The sequence below is a fragment of the Singulisphaera rosea genome, from assembly GCF_054877945.1.
Genome location: NZ_JBTYIP020000024.1, coordinates 80007 through 93464 on the forward strand (window position 1 = coordinate 80007; position 13458 = coordinate 93464).

Below are 13458 nucleotides of genomic sequence, written 5' to 3' on the forward strand. Positions count from 1 at the left end.
GCCTACGTTCCTCCCCCACGCCCTCTGATTCGGGTCACGTCTCACTCTACCTAAAGGGGCGGGGCGTCCCGATCGGCAAAACTCTTTCGAAGGATTTCGAGGGACTGGTTCGAGGGGCGAGATCGGTGGCTGAGTAGACAGAGCGGGGTCACAGACCCCGCCTACAAGGGGATTTCCCCGCTGTAGGCGGGGTCAGTGACCCCGCTTCTCTTCGTTCGTCCAACGCCGGTCCTTGGGATCGACCTACTTGCTCACAGCCACCGGCTTCAACCCGCCCATCCGAGGACGACGCAAACTCCAGTAGTGTTCGAGCACGCGTAAACTCCTCCTCACCCACCACACGCCCCCGTAAGCCGCGGCGGGACCACCCAGGGCGAGCTTGATTCTCGTGATCGAGGTGAAGCCCTCGCCCCGGAACGCCAACCAGGGCCCTGCGGGCAACATGAGGATCAGCAAGACCCCGACGATGACCCCCATCGCCGCGACCGCCACCATCAGATAAGCGCCGGCCGGCGTCGGCTCCGACTCGAACCCGTGTCCGCACACGAGGCAGATCCGAGGACGTACCAGGACGAAGCGGTCATATCCATAAAACGCAGTCGTCTCGGCCCCGTCCATCGGACGGACCGATCCGCTCCCGCATGAGGGGCAGGACTTCCCGGCCGACGCCGGGGCCGGTTCCGGGAGTCTCGGCAGGTCCCGGGGAGGATGCGGCACATTACCCCCGCGGAGGTGGAACCAATACCCGAACCCACCCGCCAGAACACCCGCCGCCACAAGGTACCACCCCGCCCCATTCAGGTCGGGGAGCAGCAGCATCGCAAACCCGGCGAGGACCATGATCCCGCCCAGGACGATCATCCCGTGTTCCTGTCGCATGGTAATGGCTCAACATGTTTCCGGTGATCCGCCCCTTTTCCGCACTTTAAACGGACTCTGCCCAGACGCGTGACTCGCAACCTCGAAGGACAGCCGTTGGATGTCTTTTCCTGCAGCCCATCTTACCCCGGCTGGTCTTCGTCCTCTTCGCCGAGGACCGCTCGCTACTCTCGACTGGCGAGGGCTATCAGAATAATAAGGAGGAAGATAGGTTCCTCCTCGTCGTTGTTATGCCACTACTCGTTCATCTCCAGTCGATTGGTGCACGGGTCGAGGACGAGCGTGTAAGCCAGACAAAGCTACGAGGAGAAGATCCTCAAAGGTATTGTGAAGTTGCACGCACGGACGGACTTGGGGCGAGCGGCTCGAGACGACGTCAAGGTCGTCGAAGCGATCGGGCGGCTTATGGACTGTTATCTTAGGCTGTCACGTTATCATTCGGCGCATTATTGTAGGCGAATACGACAGCCTGAAATCGAGCCGAACTACGCCAAGAGCAATGTGGCGATTCCTGACTGCGTCGACTTGCCTCTCGCCGAACGCCAGGATGTGACGCCCGATGGGGGGAAGGCGGAGTTACGCTTCTAAACGGCCCATCAGCCAGTAGTCAATGTTAATTTATTGATAGATTATCGTCAAATCGACGGTTTCATCTGTTTTCTGTTCACAAAAGACAACGGCCACGATGTCTAGAATAGCGTTTACTTGGCTTTTGGCCGCCGGTATCTCGAGAAATGATGGGGTGTGGCGTGTCTTATTTCGGGATTCATCGATTGCATTTAAGCGTGATCGGCCGAAGTGGATTGTGACTATTATTTTTTGAGTTGACAGCAAGATAATCACACCCATATGATACTTCTCGAGTCGATGATGTTTTGTTGCACGCTGGGCGTGGGTGCCCCAAGATTCTCACGCCCTCGACTGTCGATTCCTCTCCTCTCCCCCACCTTCCTCCCAAGTGTGGACCCGGCCGTGCCCGAGATATCGTTCGTTTTCAACGACCAAACCTCGGGCTAAATCCAGCCGAAAACCGAAGGATCCTCCGGAGCTTGTTTTCAAGCCGATTTTCGACCGGTGCCCGCCTCCGGTGGCTGTAGACAAGCCTCGAACACAACCCCAAGAAACATCCACTTGCTAACCCGATCTTCGGTCATTGTTTGTTTCGACGCGATGTGACCTCGAAAAACGATCTTCAAGGACGCCCCCGACATGCTAGACGGGAAAACCGCGGCCGAGCATGGTGCTCGACTGACAATCGAAGATATGGTAATATTTTGGTATTCCGTGGCGAGAAGCTGGCGGTTGATGCTGATCGGGTCATCGCTCGGTGTCGCTCTTGTCCTCGTCGGGACCGCTTGGTCGCAGCGGATCTATCGTTCCACGGCGAAGTTCTTGATCGTTGAACGCGAGGGCCGCCCCATCAACGTGGCGAACAATGATCCCACTCGTCAGGCGGCACCCGACAGCAAGATCGATTACGTCCAAACCCATGCCTTGATCCTGAGCAGCCCGGTCGTGATCGCGAGGGCCATCGAATCGATCGGACTCGACGCTCTTCCGTCACTGAAGTCGGCGGAAGCCAAGGGACGCAGGGCCCTCGATGCGGCGGTCGCCGCGGTTTCCGTGTCGAGACCCGACCGGAACGCCAACGTCCTCGCCGTGGACTGCACGGCTTGGTCTCCGGAAGAGGCGACGAGGCTCTTGACGGGCGTGGTGCGAAGCTATCGGGAATTCCTCAAGATTACCTATGAAGACACGAATCGCGATGCCGCCACTTTGATTGTCAAGGCGAAGGACGAGCTGGGCGCGGAGCTCGACACCCTGGAGTCCAAGTACGTCGAGTTCCGGCGCGAGGCTTCCTACCTGACCGACGAGGAGACGGGTTCGACGGTCGCTGACCGTCGGCTTGCTCGGACCTCGCGGGAACTCTGGGACGCGGAGGCCAAGGCCAGGGCGCTCAAGGTTCAGCTCGACCTCGTTCGGAAGCTGGCCGACAAGGATCACGAGATCTGGAGCATCGCCCACGCGGCGAGTTTCCTGGGAGGTGAGTCGGGCAGCCTGGATACCACGATCGGCGCGGCGACGACCTCGCCGTCTTCGGCGGCTTACCTCGCTCAACTCATGGTCGAACAGCAGCAGTTGATCGAACGATTCGGGGCTGAGAATGCCAAGTCCCGTGAGCTGCAAGCGCAGATCCAACGTGCCAGCGAGCAGGCTCGGCTCGCTCGCAGAACGTTAGGCAAGACTGAAGTCTCGAAATTGCTCGAATCGATCGCCGAGGGTCTAACCTCCGCGGAGACCATGCGTCGGGAGTTGGCCGAGACTTGCCAGCGGCAGGAGGAGCAGGCCCGCCGGAGCGAGATTGAGCAACTCGCGGGCAAGAACCTCTGGTCCAAGGTCGAACGGCAGCGAACCTTGTTCGACACGGTTGTGGACCAGCTCAAACAGGTTCAGTTTGCCGGTGGCGCAGGTGATGTCCTCGCGCAGGAACTCGAAGCGCCCCAAGCCCTCGTCAAACCGATCCATCCGCGGACCGGTCTCTTGCTGGCGGTCGGATTGCTGGTAGGAGGCTCTGCCGGCCTCGCCTCCTCGCTGCTGCGAGAGAGACTCGATCGACGAGTTCGCACGACCGGCGAACTCAAGGCCGCCCTCGGACTTCCTCTGCTCGGCCAGGTGCGGCGACTCGCCGGGGAGGATCGGTTCCGGCTTGACGAGACGACATCGTGCGCTTCGGACGCCCTGACGGCCCAGGCGTTTCAGACGATCTTCACCCATCTGGAATCGTGTCGGCGACGGTCGCTGTTCAAATCGTTGCTCGTGGCGAGCCCTCGCCACGACGACGGGCGGAGCATCGCCGCGAGCAACATGGCCGCCGTCGCCGCCAGGGCGGGACGCAAGGTCCTTCTCGTCGATGCCGATCTCCGCAATCCCGCGCAACGACGGATTCACGGCCTGCCAGGACCGCGGGGGCTTGCCGACCTGCTGGCCAGCGGTGGCCCGAGCGAGCCGTTGATCCAAAGCTCGGCCGTCAAGAATCTCGACGTTATCCACGCCGGCTCACCCACCACCTCTCCTTTCGAGCGACTTCTGTCACCGCGCCTCGCTGAACTTTTCCAGGAGTGGGGCGAGCGTTACGACTTGATCATCGTCGACGCCCCGCCGTTGCTGGAGGTCGCGGATGCCACGATCCTCGGTTCGCTCGTCGACCGGGTCGTGCTCCTCGCAAATGCGTCCAGCTTGAGATATCGGGATGTTGAATCCGTTGGAGACTGGATTGAGTCGATCCATGCGGTTGTGATCGGGACCATCTTCAACGTCCAGGACAGTGGCGCCTTCGAGCCGATTCCCTGCCGGACTCCCGGCGGAAGCGATTCGGAACGGAGCGGTCGAACGATGCTCTTGTGGAATAGTGCCGGCACAACTCTTAGGAAGGTTGGTGTTGGGGCCGCGCGGCTCGTCCGCGCGAGAGCGTTCGACATCGGTCCCTGAATCGCCTTGCACGATCCTGGGACGTTTCGTCTGGGCTTGCCCAGTAAGGGCCTGCGTAAGGCTCCCGAATCCCCTATGGAAGAGGCTTTCCCCGAACGAGGCCGTGAGGGGATCGTCGCTCACTCAATGGACCTGCGCGTCCCAAGGTCAGGCAAGGCGATCTCGCCGCGAAGCGGACGAATGAATGAGCAGATCGAAAGAGAAATCATCAATTAGTTCAAAAAATAGATTGGGGAAAAAGATGGTCGGATTGAGAATCGTGATAACAGCGGTCGTCTGGATTTCGATGACGCTGAGTTTCCACGCCGCGCGGGGAAGCGAGCGGGACGCCGTTACTCTTGGCCATTGCACACTCGAGTATGCCGCCAGCACGCGAATTGGGATCCATGCGACATCAATTGGTTTCACATCGATGCAGGACTGCTATGCAAATCCAGGCGATCGAGTGAAGACAGGGCAGGTCCTGGGGCGTGTTGCGGATCGAGATCTCCGGGCCGACCGGGAGACCCTTCAGGCCGAGATGGACAGCGACATCGAGATCCGCGCGGCTGAGCTCAAGCGCGACCTCATGGTCAGCAAGCAAGCCCGCAGTGCCCGTCTCCAAGCTCGCGGTCCGGGCTACGTCAGCGAGGAGGAGAACACCTCCCAGCGGCTGGAAACTCAGATGGCCGTGCTCGAGATCCAGAAGGCATCCTTCCGTCGCGAGCTGCTTCGAAAACGCATCCAGGCGCTTGACGTTCAGCTCCAGGCCCGCGAATTCGTCAGCCCTCACAACGGCGTCGTCGTCGAAGTGCTGAAGAAGCCTGGCGAGGCCATTGGGCCGGGCGAAACGGTCTTCTGCGTGATCGACCCATCGGTCGTCCGCGTCATCGGCTACGTCAATCTTCAAGACTACTGGCGAGTGAAACCGGGCCAATCGGTCCGCCTCCATCCCGAATTCGAGGGTGTTGAGCTCCCGGTGGAACGCCTCGAATTCACGGGCCGGGTCGTCTTCGTCGACCGACGAATCGAGCCCGAGACGAAGACGTGCAAGGTCGTCACGTTGATTGAAAACCGCGACGAAATCCTTGCCTCCGGACTCGAGGCGCGAATGGAGATCGACCTGAATTCCACGGGTCCCGAGGACTCGGCAGCACCCATCGCTCCGGCGCGACCCATCAGCCCGGGAGCCGTTGGAACGCGAGTCTCTCCTCCGACGACCGATCACTAACTCACGAACGCCCAGGTTTCTCTCCCGGTCTTGCTCGCTGGTTGGACTCTCGACAGCCCTCTCCTGGTTGGTCTTTTGACAGCCCTCTCCTGGAACGACGCTCGCCAAGGCATCCGTCCTAAAAATGGCACTCTAAACCCACGACTGAGGATCTCAGATGAGTCTACAGGAACCAATCCTGAGCTACGAACCGCTCGGCCCGGACGTCATTCACTCACGCGAGGGACGAGGGGCGCGTCCCTCTCCCCTCTCCAAGACCCGACAAATAAATCACTACGGGAAACTGAAGCGAGCTTTCGACTTGGTCGCCGCGAGCGTGGGCCTCGCGGTCGTTGCTCCGTTCCTGGTCCTCATCGCCCTCGCCATCCGCTTGGATTCCCCCGGACCCCTCTTCTTTCGTCAGGTCCGAGTCGGCCGGGGCGGCAGGGCCTTTCGGATTTGGAAGTTCCGGACGATGCATGTCAACGCCGAGGCGATGCTCGGCGACCTGGAGTCTCGGAACGAATCCCCAGGCGGAATTCTCTTCAAGCTGAAGCACGACCCGCGTGTCACCAACGTGGGCGGATTGCTTCGTCGCACGAGCCTCGACGAGATCCCTCAGTTCTTCAACGTACTGGCAGGCGAGATGAGTCTGGTTGGGCCTCGGCCTCTTCCCGAGCGTGACTGTCGGCTGTTGCAGGAGTTCGACCCGGAGGGTTACGCACGCCGGCTGGAGGCCGTCCCCGGAATCACTTGTTTCTGGCAGGTAGGCGGACGAAGCCGACTCGGCGCCCAGGACATGCTCCGTCTCGACTGTCAGTACATCAAGGAACGGTCCCTCTGGTTGGACGTGCGGCTCATCGCTCGCACCGTCCTCGTCATGGCCGATCATGGCGGAGCTTGTTGACCCTTCACCAAATCAGGTTTGCACCCATGAAATTTACACTTTCCAATGACGGCATCCTCTCGGCGGAAGTGCCTCCGCGATCGAAGACCATCCTCGGCACCCGCGTCGACGCGACCAGTTACGATCGCGCGATCAAAGACGTACTGCGCTGGTCGTCCGCTGGCGAGTCGCGTTATATTTGCGTTTCGACGGTCCATATGATAATGGAAGGATACGATTCGAGAGAATACCAGGACGTGGTCAATGGGGCCGACCTGGTCACGCCCGACGGGATGCCGCTGGTCTGGCATTTGCGCCGTCGGGGAATCGCCGACCAAAGTCGAGTCTACGGTCCGGACCTCACTCGAAAACTGTTGGGCGCGGCCGCGGACGCCGGGATACCCGTCGGGTTCTACGGCGGAGATCTTGAGGTGCTCGAACGCCTGCTCACGGTCGTCGGCCAGACGTATCCGGAACTGATTGTGGCCTATGCCTTCTCCCCTCCTTTTCGCGAATTAACGTCTGCCGAGGATGCGGCGGTCGTTAACGCCATCAATAAATCGGGCACGCGGATCCTGTTCGTGGGACTCGGCTGTCCGAAGCAGGAGCGCTGGATGGCCGGCCATCGGGGTCGCGTGAAAACGGTGATGCTTGGCGTCGGGGCGGCGTTCGACTTCCTGGCGGGCACGAAGGCTCAAGCTCCTCGGTGGATCATGGGCCTGGGGCTGGAATGGCTCTATCGTTTTTGTCATGAGCCGCGCCGCCTTTGGAAGCGCTACCTGAGGCACAATCCTCGATTCGTCCTTTTTACGGCCCTCTCGCCGCGAAATCGGGCCGCCTCAACGAATGATGTCTAGGAATAATGAGGACCTTGCCCGATGTGTCTTCTGGTTACTGGTACGGATAAGCCCAACGGTCTTTTGAGGAAGATCTTGGATGCCTCTCGCCCGCGCGGGGCGCTGGGAGGTTGGGCTCCAGCGACCGATCTCGGCGCCGGGTCGATCACGACCATCGACTGGTATCGCGTCATTAACACCGAGGCCGACTCCCCATGGTGAGTCTCGCGGGGGCCTGGGAAAGCCCCGATCGCTTCGCGCAGAGATCTCGGCCCAGGATCGATCGGCTTGGCCGATCCGACGCAACGGTGGCTCGCTTCAACTCTTCGAGGGAGAGGAGGGGGGCGCGCACCATCCGAATCACCGCTCTGGTTCTGGCGACGCTTGCCTTCGTCAACCTCGTTCCTGGCGTAGATCCTCTGAAAGGCGGAGGGACGACGGTCCGAGGTTTTCTTGAGATCGGGTTGCTCATCATGTCAACGGCCCTGGCCATGTTCAAGGCACGCAAGAGTGTACTCTCGCGGATTGCGTTGAACTCGCCGGAAGCCTGGGTCTTGCTAACGTTCTGCGTCTGGGCCGCCACATCGGCGATTTGGGCACCCAACCCAGTACTGGCCCTGGCGAAGAGCGTAGAACTTGCTCTGATCGGGTTCTGCGCGATCACGATCGCCGCCACGGCGCTCCCCGGCGAAAGGGGGTTGAGAGATGACGTGGCCATCGCACTCGGGGCAAGCGTGGCGGTCCTCATGGTTTTCAATCTGGTCGTCCATCACACGCCGCTCCCTCTTCAACTCGATAGTTTTGAAGAGTTGGGTTCATTCGGCTCACCCCTGGAAGTCAAACGACCGAGACTGGTTCTGGCCTACGCACCCCCCTTGCTCGCCGGCGACCTCCTCAGCCTGCTGGTCATCGCTCTGGCCGTCTCGGAAATGGGGCTGCTCGCCAAAGTGATCGGGCTTCTGGGTTCGGCCTGGCTTCTGATGCTGACCGACGCCAGAACGGCCTTCCTGGCCGTCCCGGCGGCCATCGGCGCCGCGCTGATCCTGGGCACCTTTCGCGTCTCGGCGCTAGCGCTCGTGGGACTGGCCGCGAGTTTCATCGCCACCGTCCTGGCGATTGTCATGATGTTCCTCAACAACGGATCCGTCACCGGCGGCCTGGATCTCGGCGAGGACTTCTACACGGTCAGCGGACGGATGGACCTCTGGCAGTTCTCCTGGCCGATCATCCTCGATCAATGGATGACGGGAATCGGCTTCTACGGATCGCGCTACCTGCTCTTGCCTCGATGGTTCTGGGCGGGACACACGCATAATTCATTCGTGGAGGTCGCACTTTGCCTCGGCCTGCTCGGCCTGGTGATCCTCTGCGTGTTTATCGGGATCTCGGTCTGGAAAGCGCTCAAGACCTCGGATCGCCTCCTCGTAAGCATGCTTGTCTACACGGGGATCATCGGCAACATCAACCCGATCATCTTCGATCCCACCCTTCCGATGTTCTATCTCCTCCTTGCTCTTTCGCTCAGCGCGAACACGGCCGCGAAGCGGGCGCGGGCGGAACAGTCCTTCCACGCGGGGCGGGTCGATCGCCCCATCACCTTGACGAGTTGAACGAGTGGAAATGACGACGTCGATTACTTACTCGCTCGCGGACCAGGCTTTCGACCGGACCAAGTCGGTCGGTATCCTCAACGTCTCGCTCAGTCTTTTTCGTCGTCTCGCGGACTGCGAGGAAGTCCAGGCGATGACGCTGCTGTCGAACAGGACGTTGAACATGGAGGCCTCGAGCGACGTCTTGTCGAAGGTGGAGATTGTCCCATACGACTCGGCGGTGTCGAGTCGTATCAACCGCATCGTCTGGGACCAATGGGGCGTTTCCTCGGCCGCGGACAGGGCTGGCCGAGAATGGTTGCTGCTCCCCAAAGGGTTCGCGCCGTTCGTTCGCAGGCCTCGCGCGGCGGTCGCGGCGTACGTCCATGATACGATCCACGAGCATTATCGTGAACGCCGCCCTTCAGTCATGCCAACCGGAGAACTTGCCTATTTTCGGCGATGTCTGCGCGCGACGTTACAATACGCCCGCGTCATCCTCACGAATTCCAGGTTTACTCGAGAGAGTCTGGAGATCCTCGCGAGGCGTGAGGGCCTCACCCCCCCTCCGATCGTCGTCGTCGGCATCGGGTTTGAGGATCCGGGCGTGCCACCGTCGGCCAAGGGCGATTTCGTCTTGCTGCTGGCGGGTGGCTTCAACAAGCGTACGGACCTGGCGGTCAACCACCTGGAGAACTGGCGACGGCGATCGGGTTACAAGGGCCGGATCGAGGTCGTCGGGTCGGCTCCCGCGGGTCTCGAGAGACCGGAGAGCGACGCCTGGGTATGGCTCCCTCGACTCGCTCCCGAGGCGTTCGACCGAAAAATGAGGGAGGCCCAGGCCCTGCTCTACACCTCGGAGTACGAAGGTTTCGGTATGCCTCCCGTCGAGGCCATCCTCCGCGGCACGAGCCCGGTTTACTCCGACCTCCCCTCGACGCGCGAGGTCATGAATGGCGCAGGTCGGCCGTTCCAGAATGAGTCGTTCGATTCGTTCGCTCGGGCCCTGGACTCCGCCCTCGTCGACGACCCCGGCCGAATCGACGGTTGGAAGCGCGAGTTGTTGACCCAGCATAACTGGGACCTTGTGGTCGCCCGTGTTCTCGAAGCCCTCCGAGAGCATTCTCCTCGGAAAGCCCACGAGCGTCACCATACCTTGGAGCGACCCCTTGCGCATTCCTGATCCAGATCCGGTTCAGCACCCGCGACGCGTCTCTCCGTACCCTGGGCTCGCCACGTGCCTGAGGGCGGACTGGGCACGAAACCGAGGGAATGAGAAGGCCATGGTCGTCCTGATCGCCTATAGGTTTGGCCACGCCCTCCATCGGCGACGAGAACGCACGGCCCTGTGGGCTCCGGTTTTCTTCTTCTACAAGGTCGCTTACACGTTGCTTACCGAGTGGCTGCTGGCTTTGGAGATCAAGTTGTCGACGCGGATCGGGCCCGGCCTGCAACTCGAACATGGCATGGGCCTGGTGGTGAACCAAAACGCGGTGATCGGCGCGGGATGCGTGTTGCGGCAGAACACGACCATCGGTGAAAAGCCCGATGGAGTGGGTGGATTCGTCTACCCCTGGCTCGAGGACGATGTCGTCGTCGGGGCGAACGCCGTGATCCTCGGAGGCGTGACGATTGGACGAGGCGCCGTGATTGGCGCGGGAGCGGTCGTGACGCGGAGCGTCCCGGCGGGGGCCGTGGCGGTGGGCAATCCCGCCCGGTTGCTCTCGCACTCGAACCTGGCCGCCGACAACGGCGAATCCGAGGGATCCGGCCGCGCCGAAGCGGAGTATGCAGAGAGGGCTTGCAGCCTTGACAACTGAAGCTGCCATCGAGCGGGGCGTCATCTCCTCCGAGGCCGGAACCGCACCGCGACATGTTGATGTCGCGACCGGCGATCCGTGCGCTGCGCCAACAACTCCTCGAACAAGGCCAGTCTTGATGACGGGAATGTTCGCGGTGCTCGATCAGGGGCTCTTCGCGATCGGCAACTTCACGCTCACGACAGCTCTTGCCCGAGAGACGTCGTCGGAGGTCTTCGGAGCGTACTCGATCGCCTTCGCCTGGTTCCTGCTCGTGATGGTGGTTCACTCGTCGCTCGTCACGGAACCGCTCGTCGTCTTCGGCCCGCGCGGAGGGGGCTTGACGTACTATCGTGCGGTGGCTCGCCTGCATTGGGGCGTTACGGCGGGGGTCTCCGCGGTGTTGTTGACCTGGGCAGTCCTTCCCTCCGTCTGGTCCGACTCGATCGCGAGAACGGCGTGGCTATCCGTGATCGGATATGGAGTTGGATTTCTTTACATGTATTATGTGCGACGGAAGTGCTGTGCTCGTTTTCGAATGGACATCGCCGTCGCGGGAGGTCTGGCCTACCTCCTCTCGAGCCTGCTTCTTCTGGTGTCGCTCATCAAGACCGGGGGCCTAACTCTGCCGGCGGTTCTCGGAGGTCAGGCCGTGGCCGCTCTCATCATCGCCTGGGGTATGGATCGTATCCTTGACCGCACCCTGATGGATGAGGATGCGAAGTTTGATTTTCGGGGTGTCGCCAGGGATCATTGCCACTACGGGCGTTCGGCCGTCATGTACGGGCTACTTTCCGTCCTTTCCACGCAGATCTACCTTCTGGCTCTGGAGACCAAGGCGGCTGCCTCGTTCCGAGCCTCCATGAACGTAGCGATGCCTCTGCTCCAATCCTACAGCGCCCTGGGCGCGATCCTGGTTGCCAGGATGTCACGCGAGTATTCCGTGGAAGGTCGCCGTCCTCCCCGAAGCCTTGTCTGCTGCGCGGTCGGGCTCGTCGGCCTGGCGGTTGTTCTGGCCTTACCAGGGATCTTCGGCGCTCGAACGATCCTGTCGATCCTGTACCGAGGACGGTACGACGATTGCCATGCGGCCGCGGCCCTGTTCGTCGTTCAGACCATTCCCATGGCATTGGGCGTGGTTTTGGCCAGCGCCTCGCGTGCAACGAACAATCCGTCGCACGTCGTCTACGCCAATATGGTTTGCTGCGCGCTCTCCGTTATCCCCGGGATACCTCTGGCCTACCAATACGGCACGCTCGGGGCCGTCGCCGGCTTGTTGATCGCCACGGTCGTGGCCGCCGTCTTCCACGCGATTCTCTGGATTTCCATCGCCCGACGTGATGGGTGTTCGAGAGCGTAAGGAAGGCGGGGCCATGAGTGACCAACGATGCATGATTATCAGAGAGAACTCAAAAGTTGACGAGTTTCCGAGAGGGAAAGATGCCGCCCAGGATTTCTGGAAACGATGACGTCCGCCTGCGCGTGCTGATCTCAGCCTACTGCGTGTCGCCAACCTGGGGTTCCGAACCCGGGGTCGGCTGGAACTACTGCACGCGCCTGGCTCGTCACCACGACATCACGGTCCTGACTTGCCCCGGCAGTCATGGCGGGGACGAGTTCCGGGAGACCGTCGAGGAGTCCTTCCGAGATCGGCCTCCGATCGACGGGCTCGACATCCGGTACGTCCCTCAGCCGTTCCTGTCGCGCTGGCTTCAAGGAGACGATCGCCTTCGTCGCTTCACCGTCAACTACGTCGGCTACGCGGCCTGGCAGCGCGCGGCGTTGCGAGTGGCGAGACAACTCCACGCCGAGGAGCCGTTCGATGTTATTCATCATTTAAATGTTATTGGATTTAGAGAGCCCGGCTATCTATGGACCCTGGAGGCTCCCTTCGTTTGGGGCCCCGTCGGCGGAGCGTCCGACACGCCCTTGCGGTTTCTGCCCCGGATCGGCGGGGTGGATGCGTTCCTGCTGGGATTCCGAGGGGCGGCCAATCGCTGGCAGCGGCGGGTGGCGGTGCGTTCTCGCAAGGCCGCCCAGGCCGCTCGACGAATCTGGGTCGTTGGTGAGGAAGAGCAGCGGTTGTTTTCGCGCTGGGGACGCGATGATGTCGAGAACATGCTTCCCGTCGGTACCGAGCCCGACCCCGATCCGACCCTGCGGACCTACGACGGCGGCCGTCCGCTTCGTTTGGTGTGGACGGGAACACTGACGGGACGCAAGGCGCTGCCGATTCTCCTTGAAGCCATCTCGCAACTCTCCGAACCGCGTCGTGTGGAACTGACCGTGGTCGGGGAAGGCTCGCGAAGGAGGGAATGGACCTCGCTGGCGGATCGATTGGGATCGTCGGAACGCGTCCGTTGGTTGGGACACATCCCTCGTCATGAAGCTCTTGGGGTGATGAGACGCTCCGACGTGCTTGTCCACACGAGCGTGGAAGAGGGTGGGCCGTCGGTGGTCTCGGAGGCCCTTTCACTCGGCCTTCCCGTCCTGTGTCACGACGCCTGCGGTATGGCGGTCGTCGTTAACGAAAGTTGTGGAATCAAGGTCCCCTTGCGCGACTTTCGCACGAGCGTCGAAGGGTTCCACCGGGCCATCGTCGATTTGTTGAGTGAACCAAGGAGGGTCCGTAGGCTCTCGGAAGGGGCGATCCGCCGAGCGTCCGAGTTCGATTGGGAAGCGAACATCGAGCGAATCTCGCGAGCGTACCGGGAGGTGGCCGCGGAGAAGGCCGTGGATCGGCTTCGACTGTGCGTTTGATTCAGCGAGGTTCGGTCGAGTGTTTGATCCG

The 13458-nt window shown here is 61.4% G+C and carries 11 protein-coding genes; 9 read left to right on the forward strand and 2 right to left on the reverse strand.

Annotated features, from left to right (window positions below):
* Positions 1-243: 243 nt before the first annotated feature.
* On the reverse strand, positions 244-879 hold the full coding sequence (locus tag ACYOEI_RS30260; protein ID WP_462853398.1) for a hypothetical protein: 636 nt from the start codon (positions 877-879) through the stop codon (positions 244-246).
* A 1305-nt stretch (positions 880-2184) separates the two neighbouring features.
* Here ACYOEI_RS30260 and ACYOEI_RS30265 point away from each other — a divergent pair.
* Positions 2185-4368, forward strand: coding sequence for a polysaccharide biosynthesis tyrosine autokinase (locus ACYOEI_RS30265; protein ID WP_462853399.1), 2184 nt, complete (start codon positions 2185-2187; stop codon positions 4366-4368).
* Positions 4369-4515: 147 nt separating this feature from the next.
* Here the strand turns inward: ACYOEI_RS30265 and ACYOEI_RS30270 are convergent, their stop codons facing one another.
* Positions 4516-4740, reverse strand: coding sequence for a hypothetical protein (locus ACYOEI_RS30270; protein WP_462853400.1), 225 nt, complete (start codon positions 4738-4740; stop codon positions 4516-4518).
* Between the two features lie 73 nt (positions 4741-4813).
* Between ACYOEI_RS30270 and ACYOEI_RS30275 the strand changes: the two genes are divergently transcribed.
* The 8 genes from ACYOEI_RS30275 (at position 4814) to ACYOEI_RS30310 (ending at position 13427) form a co-directional block, all read left to right on the forward strand.
* Positions 4814-5578 carry an efflux RND transporter periplasmic adaptor subunit gene (locus tag ACYOEI_RS30275; protein ID WP_487247903.1) on the forward strand — a complete coding sequence of 255 codons (765 nt, stop codon included), beginning with the start codon at positions 4814-4816 and terminating at the stop codon, positions 5576-5578.
* Positions 5579-5735: 157 nt separating this feature from the next.
* Positions 5736-6464, forward strand: coding sequence for a sugar transferase (locus ACYOEI_RS30280; RefSeq protein ID WP_462853402.1), 729 nt, complete (start codon positions 5736-5738; stop codon positions 6462-6464).
* Between the two features lie 26 nt (positions 6465-6490).
* Positions 6491-7300 carry a WecB/TagA/CpsF family glycosyltransferase gene (locus ACYOEI_RS30285; RefSeq protein ID WP_462853403.1) on the forward strand — a complete coding sequence of 270 codons (810 nt, stop codon included), beginning with the start codon at positions 6491-6493 and terminating at the stop codon, positions 7298-7300.
* 452 nt (positions 7301-7752) lie between these two features.
* Positions 7753-8889 (forward strand): O-antigen ligase family protein, encoded by a 1137-nt coding sequence (locus ACYOEI_RS30290; protein ID WP_462853404.1) that lies wholly within the window; start codon positions 7753-7755, stop codon positions 8887-8889.
* Positions 8890-8899: 10 nt separating this feature from the next.
* On the forward strand, positions 8900-10051 hold the full coding sequence (locus ACYOEI_RS30295) for a glycosyltransferase (protein WP_462853405.1): 1152 nt from the start codon (positions 8900-8902) through the stop codon (positions 10049-10051).
* Positions 10052-10151: 100 nt separating this feature from the next.
* Positions 10152-10688, forward strand: a complete 537-nt coding sequence (locus ACYOEI_RS30300; protein WP_462853406.1) for a serine O-acetyltransferase — start codon at positions 10152-10154, stop codon at positions 10686-10688.
* A gap of 118 nt (positions 10689-10806) precedes the next feature.
* A complete protein-coding gene (locus ACYOEI_RS30305) occupies positions 10807-12027 on the forward strand; it encodes a lipopolysaccharide biosynthesis protein (protein WP_462853407.1) in 1221 nt (406 codons plus the stop codon).
* 80 nt (positions 12028-12107) lie between these two features.
* Entirely contained in the window at positions 12108-13427 is a 1320-nt protein-coding gene (locus ACYOEI_RS30310; RefSeq protein ID WP_462853408.1) for a glycosyltransferase family 4 protein, read from the forward strand.
* Positions 13428-13458 lie beyond the last annotated feature (31 nt).